At 58.1% G+C, this 18,335-nt stretch carries 15 protein-coding genes and 7 pseudogenes; 1 reads left to right on the forward strand and 21 read right to left on the reverse strand.

Features of this window, described 5'->3' with window-relative positions:
- Nucleotides 1-5: 5 nt before the first annotated feature.
- The 10 genes and pseudogenes from dtd to B4967_RS21355 form a co-directional block, all read right to left on the reverse strand.
- Nucleotides 6-443, reverse strand: coding sequence for a D-aminoacyl-tRNA deacylase (gene dtd / locus B4967_RS11765; protein ID WP_083025377.1), 438 nt, complete (start codon nucleotides 441-443; stop codon nucleotides 6-8).
- A 94-nt stretch (nucleotides 444-537) separates the two neighbouring features.
- The gene (locus B4967_RS11770; RefSeq protein ID WP_083025378.1) at nucleotides 538-1,155 is read right to left on the reverse strand and encodes a chalcone isomerase family protein; all 618 of its coding nucleotides are present in this window, start codon (nucleotides 1,153-1,155) and stop codon (nucleotides 538-540) included.
- Between the two features lie 78 nt (nucleotides 1,156-1,233).
- The gene (locus B4967_RS11775) at nucleotides 1,234-2,079 is read right to left on the reverse strand and encodes a universal stress protein (RefSeq protein ID WP_083025380.1); all 846 of its coding nucleotides are present in this window, start codon (nucleotides 2,077-2,079) and stop codon (nucleotides 1,234-1,236) included.
- Nucleotides 2,080-2,199: 120 nt separating this feature from the next.
- Complete coding sequence (thiD, locus tag B4967_RS11780; protein WP_083025382.1) at nucleotides 2,200-3,030, reverse strand: bifunctional hydroxymethylpyrimidine kinase/phosphomethylpyrimidine kinase; 831 nt, start codon at nucleotides 3,028-3,030, stop codon at nucleotides 2,200-2,202.
- A 142-nt stretch (nucleotides 3,031-3,172) separates the two neighbouring features.
- Nucleotides 3,173-4,282 (reverse strand): annotated as a pseudogene (locus B4967_RS11785) (TRAP transporter substrate-binding protein).
- Between the two features lie 171 nt (nucleotides 4,283-4,453).
- A pseudogene (locus tag B4967_RS11790) lies at nucleotides 4,454-5,858 on the reverse strand (TRAP transporter large permease).
- Nucleotides 5,858-6,418, reverse strand: coding sequence for a TRAP transporter small permease subunit (locus tag B4967_RS11795; protein ID WP_083025384.1), 561 nt, complete (start codon nucleotides 6,416-6,418; stop codon nucleotides 5,858-5,860). The pseudogene B4967_RS11790 and the gene B4967_RS11795 overlap by 1 nt, the downstream one beginning before the upstream one ends.
- Nucleotides 6,419-6,520: 102 nt before the next feature.
- Nucleotides 6,521-7,362: pseudogene (locus B4967_RS11800) on the reverse strand (endonuclease/exonuclease/phosphatase family protein).
- A 2-nt stretch (nucleotides 7,363-7,364) separates the two neighbouring features.
- The gene (locus B4967_RS11805) at nucleotides 7,365-7,997 is read right to left on the reverse strand and encodes a thiol:disulfide interchange protein DsbA/DsbL (protein WP_083025386.1); all 633 of its coding nucleotides are present in this window, start codon (nucleotides 7,995-7,997) and stop codon (nucleotides 7,365-7,367) included.
- Between the two features lie 116 nt (nucleotides 7,998-8,113).
- Nucleotides 8,114-8,743: pseudogene (locus B4967_RS21355) on the reverse strand (c-type cytochrome).
- A 310-nt stretch (nucleotides 8,744-9,053) separates the two neighbouring features.
- Between B4967_RS21355 and yihA the strand changes: the two are divergent.
- Nucleotides 9,054-9,698, forward strand: a complete 645-nt coding sequence (yihA, locus tag B4967_RS11815; protein WP_083025388.1) for a ribosome biogenesis GTP-binding protein YihA/YsxC — start codon at nucleotides 9,054-9,056, stop codon at nucleotides 9,696-9,698.
- 10 nt (nucleotides 9,699-9,708) lie between these two features.
- On the opposite strand, the pseudogene B4967_RS11820 reads toward yihA, so the two are convergent.
- From B4967_RS11820 to B4967_RS20965, 11 genes and pseudogenes are all read right to left on the reverse strand, one after another.
- A pseudogene (locus B4967_RS11820) lies at nucleotides 9,709-10,447 on the reverse strand (HAD family hydrolase).
- A gap of 2 nt (nucleotides 10,448-10,449) precedes the next feature.
- Nucleotides 10,450-11,358, reverse strand: a complete 909-nt coding sequence (locus B4967_RS11825; RefSeq protein WP_083025389.1) for a tyrosine recombinase XerC — start codon at nucleotides 11,356-11,358, stop codon at nucleotides 10,450-10,452.
- Entirely contained in the window at nucleotides 11,351-12,067 is a 717-nt protein-coding gene (locus tag B4967_RS11830) for a DUF484 family protein (RefSeq protein ID WP_083025390.1), read from the reverse strand. The genes B4967_RS11825 and B4967_RS11830 overlap by 8 nt, the downstream gene beginning before the upstream one ends.
- A 16-nt stretch (nucleotides 12,068-12,083) precedes the next feature.
- Nucleotides 12,084-12,915 (reverse strand): annotated as a pseudogene (gene dapF / locus B4967_RS11835) (diaminopimelate epimerase).
- Nucleotides 12,915-14,186, reverse strand: coding sequence for a diaminopimelate decarboxylase (gene lysA / locus B4967_RS11840; RefSeq protein ID WP_083025392.1), 1,272 nt, complete (start codon nucleotides 14,184-14,186; stop codon nucleotides 12,915-12,917). Before lysA ends, dapF begins: the two are co-directional and overlap by 1 nt.
- Nucleotides 14,186-14,314, reverse strand: coding sequence for an LPS translocon maturation chaperone LptM (gene lptM / locus B4967_RS11845; RefSeq protein WP_074211274.1), 129 nt, complete (start codon nucleotides 14,312-14,314; stop codon nucleotides 14,186-14,188). The genes lysA and lptM overlap by 1 nt, the downstream gene beginning before the upstream one ends.
- Nucleotides 14,311-15,714, reverse strand: a pseudogene (gene argH / locus B4967_RS11850) (argininosuccinate lyase). The gene lptM and the pseudogene argH overlap by 4 nt, the downstream one beginning before the upstream one ends.
- Nucleotides 15,715-15,808: 94 nt before the next feature.
- Complete coding sequence (locus B4967_RS20950; RefSeq protein WP_243470545.1) at nucleotides 15,809-16,966, reverse strand: putative bifunctional diguanylate cyclase/phosphodiesterase; 1,158 nt, start codon at nucleotides 16,964-16,966, stop codon at nucleotides 15,809-15,811.
- Between the two features lie 43 nt (nucleotides 16,967-17,009).
- Nucleotides 17,010-17,318: a PAS domain-containing protein gene (locus B4967_RS20955; RefSeq protein ID WP_340638756.1), complete on the reverse strand. Its 309-nt coding sequence runs from the start codon at nucleotides 17,316-17,318 to the stop codon at nucleotides 17,010-17,012.
- A complete protein-coding gene (locus tag B4967_RS20960) occupies nucleotides 17,276-17,773 on the reverse strand; it encodes a PAS domain-containing protein (protein WP_340638757.1) in 498 nt (165 codons plus the stop codon). Before B4967_RS20960 ends, B4967_RS20955 begins: the two co-directional genes overlap by 43 nt.
- Nucleotides 17,676-18,257: a PAS domain-containing protein gene (locus B4967_RS20965; RefSeq protein WP_243470546.1), complete on the reverse strand. Its 582-nt coding sequence runs from the start codon at nucleotides 18,255-18,257 to the stop codon at nucleotides 17,676-17,678. The genes B4967_RS20960 and B4967_RS20965 overlap by 98 nt, the downstream gene beginning before the upstream one ends.
- Nucleotides 18,258-18,335: the final 78 nt, after the last annotated feature.

The raw sequence follows: 18,335 nt of genomic DNA on the forward strand, positions 1-18,335 counted from the left end.
CAGCCCTAGCTTTCTAGCAAAAAGGTGACCGGCCCATCGTTGACCAGGGCAACCTGCATGTCCGCGCCGAACTGCCCTTCCGCAATATGGGGCCAAGCGGCGCGGGCCTGACTTACCAGATAGTTAAACAGCCGCTCCCCTTCGTCGGGCGGAGCGGCACTTGAGAAACCAGGGCGCAGCCCCTTGCGGGTATCGGCGGCCAGGGGGAACTGTGACACTAGCAGCAGCCCGCCTTCGGCCTGCTGCAGGTTATGGTTCATCTTGCCCGACTCGTCGCTAAATACCCGGTAGTGCAACAGCTTATGCAGTAGTTTATCGGCATTCGCCTCGCTATCGCCTCTCTCTACCCCCACCAGCGCCAACAGCCCATGCTCAATGGCACCCACCGTACTACCTTCCACCGTGACACTGGCATGTTTTACCCGTTGAATCAGTGCTTTCACGCTTGCCCCTTCATTCGACGCTGTTTGAAAAACAGAGTGTAAACGCAGGCAAATACTGACCCAAACGAATACGTCATCCGCTCTTTTTTACAGACTAGTTTTGTCCAAGCAAGGCATCGCCAAAGTCTTCGCCTAGTGGGCGTTCGCCCAGCCAGATCCCAAACATCGCGTTGGCAAACTCGGCGTTGCTGTCTTCGTAGAGCGTTTCACCGTTCAAGGCGAGGGGCAGTTGGTCGCCGTCCCAACTCAGCAGGTAGCGGTCACCGGGCACCACATCCCGGTACTGCTGGTTTAACTGCGCCATGCTCTCTTTCACCTGATTAAATTCGTACAGCGTCAGCGAATCGTTGAGGGTTTTCTCCGTGGCTTCGGCAAAGTCTTCGGCGGCAATCTCATGAAAGTAGGCAAGCTCTAAACGGCGGGGTACATCGCTTAACGGCTGGGGCTCTCGCTCCCCTTCCAACTGATAATACGCCCCCGCATAGGCGGTCCAGATCATGTAGCGAAACACGCCGCCCCCCAGCAGCGTATAGCGTTGGTCATTCTCTTCCACCACGCGTTCAAATCGCTCGCCCCGCTCGGTCACGCTGCTAGCGGCGGCACGGGTCGTGACGAGCGGAGCGCCCAGTAACGCGGCTAGCCATAGCGTACTCTTTGTTTGGTCGTTGCACGGTGACCATCTCCTTTGTTTGTTTTGGGTAACACTATGCATAGCTATACATACACAACCAACTCATAAAGGTTTCGTACAACCCCTCCATTGGGGGGTCATTGAGCCGCCACAAAGCCTTTACCAAGGCCGACAGAGCATCACATCGCAGTGGGGCTCACTAAGCAGCATTTCGGTTAGCGGATTAGTTTGATGTGGTCGGCTGCGGCTGCCTAACATGACCAAGTCCGGCGAGTGCCGTTTAACATAGTCGTGGAGTACATCGCATGGCTGGCCCGGCTCTAACGCCAGTTCAATGTCCGGCACGCCATCCAGCTCCCGCAGCAGGCTCTCGACTTCGTTATCCAGCGCTTCCCGCAGGCGACTGACCTCGCGGTCACGCCACTGGGCGTAGAACGCTTGTCTCCCCAGCGCCAATTCGCCGGGCAGGCTCCAGGCGTGTAGAAGCGTTAGCTTGGCCTCAGGAAAGCGAATCAGCGCTTCTTTCAGGGTCTGCCGAGCCGTCAGCGAGAAGTCGATAGGCACCACAATATGTTGCCACGGCTGAGTAGGCAGGTAAGACGCCACCACCACGGGGCACGGCGCGCTACGCAAAATACGCATCATGGTGGTGCCGTAAAGCAGGTCTTTTTGACCACGTTTGCGGTGCATACCCAGCACGATGAGCGACGCCTGACGCTCGTGGGCTTCCCTCACGATTTCTACATGAGGCTCCCCCACCACCGTTTGAATCATCAGCGATGGCAGTTCCAAGGCGTAATCTTCGCGCAGGTCGGTGAGCGTCGCGCTAATATCGTCGTTTACCGCGAGTTCCAGGTCATGGAGCATGCGATGCGGAAGGTAAGGGTCAAGCACGTGAAGGGTATCAAGCTGCGCGCCCTGCTGGTGGGCTAAGCGCAGCGCGCGGGCAAAGGCCGCGCGGTTTTCCTGGGAGAGGTCGGTGGCAAACAGCAGCGTGCGGGACATGGGCAGCTCCTTGGCCGAACAGCTCAGCCTAGTAGGCAAACAAACGGGCACCCTTCAGCATGGTGCCCGTTGGCCTATCCCGCAAGGAGACTCTGCGCCCTCAACACGTCAGCGATGGATTTACCACCAGGCATGAAAGTGATGCACCGGGCCACGCCCTTTGCCAACACTTAAGCGATGGCTAGCGGCCAGAGCATAATGAAGCCACTGCTTTGCCTCCGTAATAGCCTGCTCTGGGGCCTCTGCGCTAGCATCTTCCGGCACCTTGGCTAGGCAAGCCGTAATGGCTGATGAGAGCGCGCAGCCCGTGCCATGAAGGTTCTCAGTGGCAATGCGTGAGGCGGGCAGCCACTGATGACCGTTAGGGGTCGCCAGCAGATCCGGGCAGGCATCACCCCGTAAGTGGCCGCCTTTCAGCACCACATAGGGCGCGCCTAGCGCGACCAGTTTGGGCAGCAGTGCTTCCATCTCGTCCAGGATGGCGGGCGATGGGGACTCGAGCAGCACGGCGGCTTCCGGCAGGTTAGGAGTAATCACATCCGCTAACGGCACTAAAATCTCTTTTACGGCGCGAATACCCGCGTCATCCACCAGGATGTCACCCCTCTTCGCCACCATCACCGGGTCGAGCACGATCCAACGCGGGCGCTGCTGGCGCAGTACATCGGCAATCACTTCGGCCACATCGCGGCTGGCTACCATGCCTATTTTCACGGCATCAATGGCCACATCGCTCAACAGATGTTCAAGCTGCTCACGAATTGCCTGAGGGGACACCGGATACACCGAGGCCACGCCACAGGTGTTCTGGGCAATCACCGCAGTGATGACATTTGTGCCATACACACCCAGGGCAGAAAACGTCTTCAAATCGCCCTGCAGCCCAGCACCACCGGAAGGGTCGGAGCCTGCAATGGTGAGCACATTACGAAGGCGGGATTCGGTAGACATAGCGCTCCTTACGAGACAGAACAGTATCTGCCCTAGGATACCCAAGCGGTGGCGCTTACGCTGCTTTAATCGCAGCCCTAGCCTGCCTATAACAAAATGGCCGCCCGAAGGCGGCCATGGTAAGGGTACTGCGCTACACCTGTTACTGCGAGGTGTCACCTTCCGGGTTACGGGCGTTGTAGTACGCCTGCTCGGAAATCGCGTGGTAATCTTCTACTTTATCCTGGAAGGCGCGGTAAGAGTCGTAGATCCGGGTCGCTAGCTCGCTGGAGGCGGCCAGTTCACCCACTACCTCAGCTGAGTGTTCGCGGGCTTGGGCCAATACGTCGTCAGGAATGCGACGCAGCTCAACGTTATGCTCATTCACCAAGGTTTCCAGCGCGTCGTTGTTACGGGCGGTATACTCATCCAAGACGCTTTGGTTCACATCACTGATCGCGGTACGCAGAATTGCCTGCAGGTCAGCGGGTAGCTCTGCCCAGGCCTCTTCATTAATGATGGCCTCAAACATCACCGTCGGCTCATGCCAGCCAGGGTAATAGTACTAATCGGCCGCCTGGTGCAGGCCAAAGGCTAAATCGTTGTAGGGGCCGATCCACTCAGTAGCATCAATCGACCCAGACTGCAGCGATGTAAAAATCTCGCCGCCCGGCATGTTCACAATCGCCACGCACATACGGCACATGACTTCACCACCAAGGCCCGGCATACGCATCTTCAAGCCGTCAAGGTCAGCGACCGAGTTGATCTCTTTGTTGTACCAGCCGCCCATCTGCACACCGGAAGAACCGGCTGCCAGTACATCGACACCGAACTCATCGTATAGCTCGTTCCACAGCTCCATACCGCCGCCGTAGCTCAGCCATGCGTTCATTTCCTGGGCGTTCATACCGAACGGTACGGCGGCAAAGAACTGTGCCGCAGGCGCTTTACCTTTCCAGTAATACGAGGCGGAGTGGCCAAGTTCAGCGGTGCCCTCAGATACAGCATCGAAGACTTCAAGCCCAGGCACTAGCTGGCCTGCACCAAATACTTCGATGGTTAAACGACCGTCTGACATCTCTTCGACCAGCTGGGAAAGCCGCTCAGGGCCTTGGCCCACACCGGGCAAGTTTTTCGGCCAGGAAGTGACCATTTTCCAGCGGAAAGTCTCTTGCGCCTGAGCTTGGTTATCGAAGCTTGAAACCACCAGCAGGCTGGCAGAAAGAGCAGTCGTCATGGCAATGGCGACAGGCAGTGCTTTGGCTTTCATGCGTGAACCCTCTTGCTTATTTTATTGCTGTTATGGGTAGGGAATACCCACCTGACGCTTGCCGCCAGGAGGGTTGTTACAAGCCATTATGTGTCTGCAGCTTGGCTGCTTTTGGTTAAGGTTGCCACCCCCTTGCGTTGATAGCAGGGTTATTTTTCAACTCAGAACACATTAGAACTGGGTCGGTAGCCATGTTGCCAGCTGCGGGAAAAACGTTAGCAGCAACAGCATGCCTAACTGCATCAAGATAAACGGCACCACACCGCGATAAATCGCCGAGGTAGGCACCGATGGCGGTGCCACGCCGCGCAGATAAAACAGTGCGAAGCCGAACGGCGGGGTCAGGAACGAGGTCTGCAGGTTAATGGCGATCATGATACCCAGCCAGATAGGATCTAATCCCATAGCCAGCAGAATCGGGCCCGACGATCGGCACCACCACAAAGGTGATTTCGATAAAGTCGAGGATAAAGCCCAGCAGGAAGAATACCAGCATGAAAATGCTCGTCGCGCCCCCCCCGCCCCCAGGCATGCCTTCAAACAGCTCGGTGACCATGTGCTCACCGCCGTAGGCACGGAAGACCAACGAGAATAGCGCCGCACCGATCAGAATCAGAAACACCATCGTGGTGACGTGGGTGGTAGAGCGCAGCACCTCTTTCAGGGTGGCCCAGTCCAACTGGCGATAGGCCAACGCCAGCACCAGCGCACCAAAGGCACCTACGGCCGAGGCTTCAGTGGGTGTCGCAAAGCCACTCAGGATAGAACCCAGCACCGCCACAATCAGCACCACCGGCGGTACCAAGCCTTTGAGCAACAGGATGCCTAACCCCGAGGTGTGGCCAAGCTCTGCCATCAGCTCTTCGCGGTCAGACGCGGGCGCCATGCTGGGGCGGAAAAACGCCACCAAGCCCACGTAGATCATGTACATGACGAAGAGAATCAGGCCCGGCACCACCGCGCCCATAAACAGGTCGCCAACCGAGACCGTTTTCGGGCTGAAGATCCCCATATCCAGCTGTGCTTGCTGATATGCAGAAGAGAGCACATCGCCCAGCAGTACCAGGGCGATGGAAGGCGGAATAATGTGCCCAAGCGTGCCGGTGGCGCAGATGGTACCGGTGGCAAGAGAGGTGCTGTAGCCACGCTTAAGCATGGTAGGCAGTGACATCAGGCCCATGGTCACCACGGTGGCACCCACGATGCCTGTGGAGGCGGCCATCAACATGCCCACCAGCGTGACCGAAATACCTAAGCCACCGCGCATGGAGCCAAACAGCAGTGCCATGGCATCCAGCAGCGTTTCGGCCACTTTTGACTTCTCTAGCAGCACGCCCATTAACACAAACAGCGGCACCGCCAGGAGTGTCTGGTTGGTCATAATGCCGTAGAGCCGGTTCGGCAGGGCGGCAAGGTAGCCACTATCAAAATTGGCATCAATACCAACGGCTTCTAGCCCTAGCCCCATGCCAGCAAACAGCAGCGCGGTTCCCGCTAGCGAAAGCGCCACAGGAAAGCCGAACATCAGCACGATACAGATGGCGGCAAACAGAATAAGCGGCATAAATTCGAGCATCAAACACGCTCCTCAAGGTGATTTTCATCGGCGGCTGGCGGCGTTATCCGCCCGGTGAAGATATAGCCATTGCGCACTACTTCAATCAGGCCTTGAATAATCATCAATAAGGCAAAGACTGGCATGAGCGTTTTCAGTGCGTATACAGCGGGGATGCCACCGTAATCTGAGGAGGTTTCCATGATGCGCCAGGAGTTAGCGACGTAGCCATAGCTTGACGCGATGACAAACACCATCACCGGAATCAAGAGCAGGAGGATGCCCAGGATATTCACGAGTGCTTGTCGGCGGGGTGTCATGCCTCGATAAAAAATATCGACGCGCACGTGGCCATCGTGGCGAAAGGTGTAGGCAGCTGCAAGCATGAATACGCTGGCGTGCATGTACATCACCAGCTCTTGCATAAAAATGCTATTCACACTGAACATATAGCGAAGCAGTACAATCGCGAACTGAATCAACATCATAATGATGATCAGCCATGCAAGGGTACGCCCGAGCCACTCAGAAGCGCGGTCCAGGTCACCAATAAACGCAGGTAGTTGTGTTGTGTCCGACATGGAAGTGTCTCGCGTAAAACGACTAAGGGGGGTCAGCGCCCCAGACAATAGCGCATATACGCAGACAATGCAGCGCCCGACAAGCGTTCTGCGAGCTTATTGTTAAACGCTTGGTTGAATCGCCGCGAGACACGCCGCTGGCAGCGGCAAATCAACTGCAATCGGCAGGTGGTCAGAGAACAGGTGATCCAGCACGCGCACATCGGCCGCTTCAAGGGTTTGCGAGAGTAGAATATGGTCCAACGCGCGGCTCGGCTGCCACGACGGGTAGCTAAGCAGCGGCTTGACCGGGTGTAGCGGCAATGACGTACTAAACCGCTCGTGAGCATGGAGCTGCTCAGGCGTACAATTTAAATCGCCATCACCACCACATGGCGCAACGGCTCAATAATATCGCTTAAATAATTGAGCTGGCGCACACGGCCACGGTGGCTAAGCGCCAAATGCGCCACAAAAATATGCAGGGCATCAGGGCCTTCGCCGTAGCGCACGTGAATAGCACCGCGTCCAGGCAACATCCCAGGCAGCCGGTGCTCTTCAATATGGCTAGGGGTTAAACGTGAAAGCAGACCATTACTATGCTGTGCAAAATGGCCTAGGTTACGATTAAGTTGCTGGAAGTAGTGAGGAAACTTAGCCTGGGCGGCTAAGTACTCCACCTGATTCACACGGCTGGAGCGAAAGCTTCCACCATCCACCTCCTGCAGCCCCACCACGTCAAACTGCTCTAATACGCTACCTACCAGCGCTAAACGCTTAAGCCGCTGAGGATTAGGCAGCACGTGCTGCCAGCTCCGCGTGAGATAGTGGTGGTAGGCTGAGGTTTGAATGCCCACCTGCAAATTAAACGTTAGCAGCCGGATATGACCACGCTCAACCAGCGCGGAGGTGGACTGGGACGCAGGCGAACGTGTCTGCCCGCCTGTGTGGCCGTGCTCAAGCACCGTTATTGTGTGCGCTCGCTGCGAACTTTTTCGATCAACGCGTCAGCGATTTGCGGCATGTTTTCCAAGCTGCCTGCCGACTGCGGTGACACTACATAGCGGCCATCCACGATCAGCGCAGGAACCCCCATCAGGCGCATTTCACGCATACGGCTGTTGGCCTTATTGACCTCACTACGTACGCTAAAGGCGGTGAGCGCCTGTTTGGCTTCCTCTTCGCTAACGCCGTAATCAGAGAAGAATTCCGCAATCTTGTCAGCGTCGGTCAGCGAACGGTCATCCTGGTGAATCGCATCGAAGAAATCCGCATGCAGCTCCTCTTCAATACCCAGCGATTTGGCCGCATAGAAGGCCGTGGCATGGGTGTTCCAGTCACCGCCCATGGTAGCTGGCATTTTGACAATGCTGACATCGTCATCCAGGGTTTCGTACCACTCGTTTACTGGCGTTTGCAGCCGGTAGCAGTGCGGGCAGCCAAACCAGAACGCTTCGGTCACTTCAATCTGATCTTCGTCTACCTGGGTAGCTACCGGCGACTCAAGCAACGTGTAGTGCTGACCTTCTACCAGCTCCTGGGCACTTACCGCAGCAGACAGGCCAAGACCGGCCAGCGCGACCATCAACGTTTTCAACATAACGAGCATTCTCCAAATAAGCGGCCAACAAAAGTGAACCTGTGACCGTTAGTGTGTCAGGCAGGTTCCCCATTCTGCGGATGTTTCACAGAATGGGGAGGCCAACAGCGGGGAAATTAGTTCAAGCCCAGCACGTAGTTGGCCACGGCTTCCATGTCCTGGTCGCTCATTTTGGAAGCGATATCGCCCATCAGGTTGTTCGGGCTATTGGTGCGGTCACCCGAGGCAAATGCTTGCAGCGTGGAGATGGTATATTCCGCATGCTGACCAGAAAGAGCCGGATACACAGCGCTACCAATACCTACCCCGGTGGGAGTGTGGCAAGCGCTACAGGCGGGGATGCTTTAGACATATCGCCCGCGCGGTAAAGCTCTTCAACCGCGGGCCCGCAGCTCAGCATCTTCATCGCTGGTTTGGCCGAGGTTGGCGTCTTGGCCTGCAAAGTGAGCGGCAGCGTCCCAAGCGTCTTGGTCAGAGAAGTTATCCACTAGACCAGCCATTTGTGGAACTACGCGGTTGCCATCACGGATATCCATGATTTGCTTGGCGAGGTAGGACATTTGCTGCCCTGCCAGGTTGGGGAAAGTACCCACTGCGCTGATACCTTGCTGGCCATGGCAGGCTGCACAGGTTTGGGCGAGTTCACGTCCTGCCGCTGCGTCAGCGTCGGCTTGAAGGTCCGCTTGGGCGTGGGCGGTGCCAACGGCACCCATGGTAATTGCCAGGCTTGCCAGTAACTTTCTCATTGCTAATCCACTATGCCGTTTGATTATTGACTGGTACGCACCCTGGGCGCTGCCCAGGTTCAGCACATTACCAGGGTCAGCTCCGCCAAAACGAACAACAATGTCGTGTTGGTCGCTGCTGGCTAAAGCGCGATGGTACACTAGCGCCCCAGGTCGCAGTTATAAACCGCTTGCATTATAACGAATCACCCTAGCGGCGGGAATGCAAGTCCAGGTCTGCTTTTGGGGTAATTCGTCGCGGTACCGCTCTCTCCCACACTAGGGTTAGCCAGCGGGCCGTGTTATACGTTTGTTTTTCAGGATTAATTCCATGTCTACCCCCCATGATAGCCCAGTCCCTCGGCTGAACTACCCCACGGCGCGTTTTATGATCAGCGCGCCAACCCTGGCACTGTGTCCTGACGATACCGGTGCAGAAGTAGCGTTTGCCGGACGCTCAAATGCCGGTAAATCCAGCGCCATTAACGCGCTAACCCAGCAAAATGCGCTGGCGCGCACCTCGCGCACCCCGGGCCGAACCCAGCTCATCAACTTCTTCACTGTGATGAACGATGAGTCGCGCCGCCTAGTGGATCTACCCGGTTACGGCTACGCCAAGGTGCCGGAAGCGGTCAAAATTGAGTGGCAAAAGCACCTTTCAGACTACCTTCGCGGGCGTTTTAGCCTACGCGGTCTTGTGCTGCTAATGGACGTGCGCCACCCGCTGACCGAGTTCGACCAAATGATGCTCGACTATGCGGACCAGCGTGGGATGCCGGTGCATATCCTGCTCACCAAGGCCGACAAGCTGAAAAAAGGCCCGGCCAGTGCGGCGTTGCAAAAAGTCCGCTCACGCCTGAAAGAGTGGGAAGATTTGGTGTCAGTACAGCTCTTCTCGTCACTAAAACGCGACGGCGTCGATACCCTTTCCCAAAAACTAGACCAGTGGCTGCACACCCCAGAAGATGCCCGTTAATAGGCGTGGTCTAGGCACGCCTCTCCAGCCATGCAATCAGCTCCGGCAGCTCTTTGACATGGGCTATGCGGTGCACCCGTTCAGGCAGCATCTGGTCGCCGCATTCAGCCACCCAGGCGGCATGCATACCCAACTGCTGGGCGGGAAGCACGTCCTCCTTTCCAAGAGTCGCCCACGTGCATGGCGCGCTGCGGCACGGTTTTCAGTCGCTCTAGAGCGGTCAAAAAAGGCTTGGGGTCAGGCTTCGGCGCGAGTAGCTCCCCAGCGGCAATCGCAACTGGAAAATGCGCCGCCACCGGTTGGCGCTTAAGATGAATATTGCCGTTGGTGATCGCCGCGAGCCGATAACGCTCAGCGAGCGCTGCCAGCAGCCCAGCTGCCTCTGGATGAGGTGTCACCTGAACTCGCAGGCGATGGAACTCATTCATTGCCGCGGCTGCCCATAACAGTGCAGCACTGCGAGGCAAACCGCTGGTTTCCAACTGGGCCTCTAACGCTCGTAGCCTTAGCCAGGTAAAGTCACCTCGCCGTTCAGGCACTTGGCTTGCCCACTGCTGGCGGCGCTGCAGGTAATCCGCCACGCCCTCCTCATACGTTAACGGCAGCGGCCCCTCTTGACGGGCAGCACGCCACGCTGCCAGCGCTTCCAGCAGCCAGCGGTAATGGCCCTCTTCGGTTTTCAACATCACGCCCTGGTTGTCCCATAGGGTGTCGTCTACATCAAAGGTGATGGCGTCTAACGTGGCCATGATTAACTCTCACTGGGGCGGCGTTTGGCGCGCGGGTGGGCGGCATCGTAACTTTCTGCCAAGTGCTGCCAATCCAGCCGCGTATACACCTGAGTAGTGGATAGATTGGCATGACCCAGCAGCTCCTGCACGGCCCGCAGATCCTGGCTGGATTCCAGCAGATGGCTGGCAAAAGAGTGGCGCAGGCGGTGGGGGTGAAGATGTTCGGGCAGGCCGCGCACCACCGAGAGCTGCGCTAAGCGTTTCTGGATCGCTCGATGCCCCAACCGCTGCCCCCGCTGCCCGACGAACAGCGCCGTTTCAGCGCTGGCCGCCAAACTGGCCCGGCAGGTGAGCCACGCTTCCAGCGCCTGCTGGGCGCGTCGCCCCACCGGCACTTGGCGGGGCTTGCTGCCCTTACCCATCACCCGCACATGATTGGCCGTTAAGTGGCTCATATCCAGCGCCGCCAGCTCGGCTAAGCGCAGGCCGCTGGAGTAGAAAAGCTCCAGCATGGCTTGGTCGCGAAGCGCCAGCGGCGAGCCGTCGTGGGGCGTATCCAGAAAGCGCGCCAGCGCATCCACATCCAGCGGTCTGGGCAGATGGCTGGGCTGCTTAGGGGTGCGCAGTAGGCTGACCGGGTTATCTGCCAACACGCGATGCTGCACTAACGCATCGGCAAAGCGAGATAGCGCCGCACGTCGGCGGGCCAGGCTTCTCGGCGCCAGCCCACGGCTACCTTCGGCGCCTAAAAAGGCCCTCGCCAGCGCCGTGTCCAGCGCGCTGGCCTGGGTCACGCCACGCTGTTCGGCAAACTGGCAAAAGGCGGATAAATCCTGACGATAGGCCGCCACCGTGGCCGGGCTGGCATGGTTGGCTAGCTGCGCTAAGTAGTCAGTGACCGTGTCTGCCAGCAAGCTATCGCTATCCATGCGGCTCCGACGCCAACCGCAGCAGTAGGCGCGCGACAATATCGCCCACATTCTCGGTAAACAGCGTATCCATACTGGCGCGGTAACATTCAGGGTCGGGGCTAGCGAGCAGCAAATAACCCAACTGCTCGCCTGCTGAGAGGCGTGTAATCGCACAGGAACCCGCTTTAAGAGGTGCTTTGGTATGGGGCAGTAGGCACTTCCAATCGCTGACGCTCAGCTTGGCGCAGCGACTGGTGCGGCCATCCAGCAGCGCCGCTAGGCGGGCGCTGGCGTGCTGGTCGAGAATATGGCGCGGCGGCTGGGGAGGTGTGGGCTCCGCATCGCTTAACGACGCGGGGCACCATAGGGCCATCGCCGGTGTTTGAAAGCGCTCGCTAAGCTGAGTCGCCAGCGCTTGGGCCAGGGCATCACGGTCTTCCGCTTCGACTAAGCTGAGCAGCGTTTCCCGCAGGCGACGGTACTGAGCCTCGTTATGACGAGCGGTTTCCAGCAAATGCTCAAGCCGCCCTTCCGCCGTTTCAGCTCGCTGGCGCAGATCGATCACCAACCTCTCCAGCAGCGATACAGCGCCGTCGATATTTGGGTGCGGAACCTTGAGCTGCTGCAGCAGCCCTTCACGGCCAATAAAAAAATCGGGGTGACGGGCCAGCCAAAACGCTACTTGGTCAGGGTCGAGCGTTTTGCGCGGCTCAGGAGCTTGAGACATCGCCGTTCTCCTCGCATTAGTTGAGTGATACCCGACCATCAAACACCCGGGTAGCAGGGCCCACCATGACGAGTGACGCTTCGGGGTCAGGCCACTCGATACTGAGCTGCCCGCCGGGCAAGTGCACTTTCACTGGGCTCTTCAGAAGCCCCTGACGAATCCCACTGGCCACCGCCGCACAGGCACCGGTGCCGCAGGCAAGGGTTTCACCGCTGCCGCGCTCAAACCCCGCAGGCGAATCTCACTGGGCGATACCACCTGCATAAAGCCCACGTTTACGCGCTTGGGGAAGCGTGGGTGAGATTCCAGCAGCGGCCCCAACCGCTCCACCGGGGCACTATCCACGTTCTCTACCTGGAGGACAGCATGAGGGTTGCCCATGGAGACCACGCCAAGCTGCAGCGTTTCGCCATCGACTTCTACCTCATGCAGCGGTTGATCACCCGGCGCTTCAAACGGCAGCGTCGCCGGGTTGAAGCGCGGCCTACCCATATCGACCCGCACCATGCCATCGTGCTGAACGTTGAGCACTAACGGGCCACCGGCGGTTTCCACATGGATTTCGTGCTTGTGGGTTAAACGCTGGTCTCGCACAACGCGGGCAAAGCAGGGCGCGCCGTTACCGCAGTTTTCTACTTCGTGCCGTCGGCGGTGTAGATACGGTAGCGAAAGTCCATATCCGGGTCGCGGGGCGGTTCGACGATCAGCAGTTGATCAAAGCCAATGCCAAACCGCCGGTCCGCCAACTGGCGGATCTGCTCATCCCGCAGGCGCGCCCGCTGGGTGACCAGGTCCACCACCATGAAGTCGTTGCCCAGGCCGCGCATTTTGGTGAAGTGGAGCAGCATCAGCGCGCCCCTTCCGGCAGCAGCGCCTCGCCGGCCCACAAGCTTTCCAGCGTTTCCCGAGCGCGTACCACGTGGTAGGTGTCACCATCCACCATCACCTCCGGCGGGCGTGGGCGGCTGTTGTAGTTCGAGGCCATGACGAAGCCATACGCCCCGGCCGAGCGTACCGCTAGCAGATCGCCTTCGGCGATAGCAAGCTCACGCTCTTTACCCAGGAAGTCGCCGGTTTCACACACAGGGCCGACCACGTCGTAGGTGGCGTTCTCACGAGGCTGGCGGGTATCCACCCGCACAATCGCCTGCCACGCCTGATACAGCGCCGGACGAATCAGGTCGTTCATGGCCGCATCGACAATGGCAAAGTTCTTGGTCTCGCCGGGGTTCAAGAACCCTACCCGGGTGAGCCTCAGTCCGGCGTTGGCCGCAATAGAGCGACCTGGCTCAAACAGCAGCGTGAGCTTTTCGCCGCCTTCCCAGCGGGAGAGGCGCGCCAGCAATTGGCTAGCGTAATCGAACGGTTGGGGTGGCTTCTCGTCACGGTAGGGCACGCCTAAGCCGCCGCCTAAATCCAGATGGTCGATCTCGATGCCGCGTTCGCGTAGTCGCTCCATCAGCACCAGCAGGCGCTCCAGGGCATCTAGGAACGGAGCCGTTTCGGTAAGCTGCGAGCCAATGTGGCAATCAAGCCCGGTCACCCGAAGGTTGGGCAAGCTGGTAGCCAGTTGGTACACCTCCAGCGCGTCATCCACCGGAATGCCAAACTTGTTATCTTTTAAGCCGGTAGAGATATAAGGGTGAGTGCCCGCATCCACATCAGGATTGACGCGCAGCGAGACCGGAGCGATTTTCCCCAGCTCACCTGCCACGGCATTCAGGCGCTCAAGCTCTGGGCGCGACTCGACGTTAAAGCATTTGATGCCGACTTCTAGCGCCCGCGCCATTTCATGCGGCTGCTTAGCCACCCCAGAAAAAACCACTTTGGTGGGGTCGCCGCCCGCTTTTAGCACCCGCTCCAACTCGCCTACCGAGACAATATCAAACCCGGCCCCCATGCGGGCCAGTAGGCCCAGCACGGCAAGGTTAGAGTTGGCTTTCACCGCGTAGCAGATTAAGTGCGAGTGGCCACCCAAGGCTTCGGTGTAGGCGCGGAAATGGCGCTCAAAGGTCGCTTTTGAGTAGACATAGCAGGGCGTGCCCAGCTCGGCGGCCAGCTGCGTTAGCGGCACATCTTCGGCGTAGAGCACGCCGTCGCGGTAGTTAAAGTGATCCATTACCCCTCCTGCTCGGCGGCCGAATCATTGGTATCGTCAGGCAGATAAAGTGGCCCCTTTTGACCACAGCCAACAAGCAGCAGTGCGGCCATTAGCAGCGCGCTAAGTGTGATTGCACTGCGTTTCATGACGCACCTTTCAGGGCTGCCAGCGCTTCTCGCGCACGATTTGCAGCGGCGCGCACTTGGTCAGGCGCCGTGCCGCCAATATGGTTGCGGGCAGCAACCGAACCTTCCAGCGTCAGCACCTCAAATACGTCCTGCTCGATGATATCGGAGAACTGCTGGAGCTCTTCGAGGGTCATTTCAGAGAGATCTTTCTTGGTTTTCAGGCCGTAGGCCACGGAGAGACCCACGATCTCGTGAGCATCACGGAAGGCCACGCCTTTACGCACCAAGTAATCCGCCAGGTCGGTGGCGGTGGAGAAGCCGCGCCGCGCCGCTTCGTACATGCTCTCTTTTTTCGGCTCGATGGCGGGCACCATGTCCGCAAAGGCTTTTAGGAAGTCGCGCACGGTATCGACGGCATCAAACAGCGGCTCTTTGTCCTCCTGGTTATCCATGTTGTAGGCCAGGGGCTGCGACTTCATCAGCGTCAGCAGCGCCATCAGATGGCCATACACACGGCCGGGTTTTACCGCGCACCAGCTCGGGCACGTCGGGGTTTTTCTTCTGCGGAATGATGGTGGAGCCGGTGCAGAAGCGGTCGGGCAGGTCGATAAAGTTAAACTGCGCACTGGTCCACAGCACGAGCTCTTCACTCATCCGCGACAGGTGCATCAGCAGAATGCTGCCAAAGCTGGTGAATTCGATGGCGAAGTCGCGATCCGACACCGCATCCAGGGAGTTTTCAGCAGGGCGGTGGAAGCCGAGCAACTCGGCGGTTACGTGGCGGTCGATGGGGAGGGGGTGCCCGCCAGCGCCGCGGAGCCCAGCGGCATCACGTTCACCCGTTTACGGCAATCCAGCAGGCGCTCGTGGTCGCGGGCCAGCATCTCTTGCCACGCCAGCAGGTGGTGGCCGAAGGTGACTGGCTGAGCCGTTTGCAGGTGAGTAAAACCGGGCATGATGGTGTCGGCCTCGCGTTCGGCAAGCTCAATCATGCCGTCGCGCAGGCGTGTCAGCTCCGCTTCAATCACGTCGATCTCATCGCGCATGAACAGGCGAATATCGGTGGCAACTTGGTCGTTGCGAGAGCGGCCGGTGTGCAGTTTCTTGCCAGTAATGCCGATTTTATCGGTCAGGCGCGCCTCGATGTTCATGTGCACGTCTTCCAGCGGTACCGACCACTGGAACTCACCGCGCTCAATTTCGCCCTGAATCTCGGTCAGGCCGTTAATAATGGCGTCGCGCTCTTCTTCGGTGAGCACGCCCACCCGCGCCAGCATGGTGGCATGGGCAATTGAGCCCTGAATATCCTGGCGCGCCAGGCGCTGGTCGAAGTTCACAGACGCGGTAAAGCGTGCAACAAAGGCATCGGTGGGCTCGCTAAAGCGACCGCCCCAAGACTGGTTCGTAGCTTGGCTCATCGGAAACATATCCTGCTGACAAAACTAAGGGAATCGTTACCGGAAAGTGTACCAGAGTCACTACGTGGAGCGGCATGCCGTTTTATGGCAGTGTTTATAACGAGGTAGGAGATTCTTGGCTAGCAACGACTACTAGCGGCGTTTTCAAATATGCCTTCAGCGCACTCAAGGCCATGGGGCGAGCAAAGTAGTAGCCTTGGAAGTGGTCGCACTGCAGGGTACGCAGGAAGTGAAACTGCTCGGCGGTTTCAACCCCTTCAATTAACACCTCGAGTCCCAACTTATCTGCCATGGTGACAACGCCCTCTACAATAGCGGCGTCACGGGAATCAACGGCCTCATCGCCCACAAACGAGCGGTCAACCTTCAGCTTATTGATGGGTAGGCGTTTTAGACAGCTAAGGCTTGAGAAACCGGTGCCAAAGTCATCCAGAGCAATGTGCACGCCCAGTTGGCGCAGGGCCTGTAAGGCCTGAATGGTGTGTTCGGCGCTATCCATTAACACACCTTCGGTCAGCTCCAGCTCTAATAGCGCGGGGGGCAAGCCACTACGCGCCAGCACCTGCTTTACGGAGTCTAAAAAGCCTGGGCGCTGCAACTGCATGGGTGATACGTTAATCGCCATGGTGATGGGGGTCGCGCTTTCGGCATTGAGCACCACCGCATCGCGGCAGGCGGTTTCCATCACCCACTCACTGATGGGGATAATCTGCCCGGTATCCTCAGCCAAAGGAATAAACTGCCCTGGCGGGATGTTGCCACGCTCTGGGTGGTACCAACGGATCAGCGCTTCAACCCCAGCGACCCGCCCGCTATGGTGAATTTGCGGCTGGTAATGGAGCTCAAACTGCTCCTGCTCAATGGCCTGCTGCAGGGCATGGCGCAAATTCACCCGCTCGGTGACCTTGCGGTTAAGTTCGTCGGTATACCACTGAAAGGTGTTGCGCCCCCTGCGTTTGGCCTTGTACATGGCAAGGTCGGCCTGCTGAATGAGCTGACGCGGCGTTTGAATAGTGCCATCGTTGGTGGCGATCCCAATACTGGCAGTAATTCTTAGCTCGTTGCTGCGATACCAGTAAGGTGCCGAAACTCGTGCCAGCAGCCGCTCGACCACCTGTAATACATCGTCTTCGTGGGCTAAATCCGGCAACAGTACGATAAACTCATCGCCGCCAAATCGGGCCACGGTGTCCCAGGGGCGCAGCTCCTCCTCCAAGCGCTTGGCGACCTCTAGCAAAATATAGTCGCCCACTTCATGGCCGAGGGTGTCATTGATTGGCTTAAAGTCGTCTAAATCAATGAACAGGCACTGCTAAATAACGCTGGTAGCGTCTGGCTAACAAACAACCTTGGGCAAGGCGCTGGTCCAGCAGCAGCCGGTTGGGCAGCCCGGTCAGCGCATCGTGATTGGCGTTATGGCTCAGCTGGGCCTGATACTCTCGTTGGGCGGTAATATCGTTTTGCGCACCGATAAAATGAGTGACTACGTCAGCTTCATCGCGCACCGGGGAGATATAAAGATCGTTCCAGAAAGGCGCGCCGTTACGGCGATAGTTGCGAATCACCACGTGCACATCGCGCTGCTCTTTGATGCCTTTGCGCAATTGCGCCAGGGTTGCAGGATCCGTGTCGATTCCTTGTAGAAAACGGCAGTTGCGCCCAGCGCGGCCTCTCGCGAGTAGCCGGTGATGCGCTCAAAGGCCGCATTCACATACACCATCGACAGATCAGGACGCTGAGCATCCACAATGACCACGCCATTGGTGCTGGACTCCACGCTGCGCTCCAGCAGCGTCAACTGCCGTTCAGTGTCTTTGCGCTCGGTAATATCCTGAGTAGAGCCCTGAACTTGAATAATTTTCCCTAGCTCATCGCGCACCGCTCGGCCAATCACTCGCACCCAGCGCCGTCGCCCCTGCTGGGTAATAATCTCCAGCTCTTCGTCAAAACTTATCCCCTTCTCACAGCAGTTGGTAAACACGGCTTGAATACGCGACCGAGAGCTTGGCGTGTAAAAAGCAATCGCCTCCTCCAGCGTGGGCTGGTGGCCAACAGGCATATCGTGAAGGCGGCACACCTCCTCCGACCAGATCGGCAGCCCCACCGCTAAATCCTATACCAGCCGCCGATATGTGCTGTCTCACCGCAATACGAAACAGCCGCTGATTGCGCCGTAGCTGCTTTTCAACCGCCTTTCGCCGGGTGATATCTCTAGCGATCACATAAATCACCTGCTCACCAGCAGAAGCGGACACTTCCAACCAAACGCGCCTGCCATCTACCGCTAACGCACAAATATCGAAGGCATTAATTTTTTCACCCCGGCATACCCTTGCCAACGCTGCTTCGATAACGGGATGATCACGTGGCTCTACCACGACACCACAGGGCCTACCCAGCAGCGCTTCTGCTTGGTAACCCAGTAGCGACTCAAAGGTTGGGTTGATGCTGAGCAGCGTGCCCGCAAAGTCAATGCAGCAGAACAAATCCTGCGAAAGCAGAAAGAATTGGTCTAGCTTGCCTTGCGGTTCAACAGGGGGCATGGCATTTCCTAACAGGCGTTAAACGCGTTCAGCGCTGGCCCTAAATTCGGCCGGTTATTTTTACTGTGTGGCTGGGTG

The organism is Vreelandella lionensis, from assembly GCF_002087295.1.
GTDB lineage: Bacteria > Pseudomonadota > Gammaproteobacteria > Pseudomonadales > Halomonadaceae > Vreelandella > Vreelandella lionensis.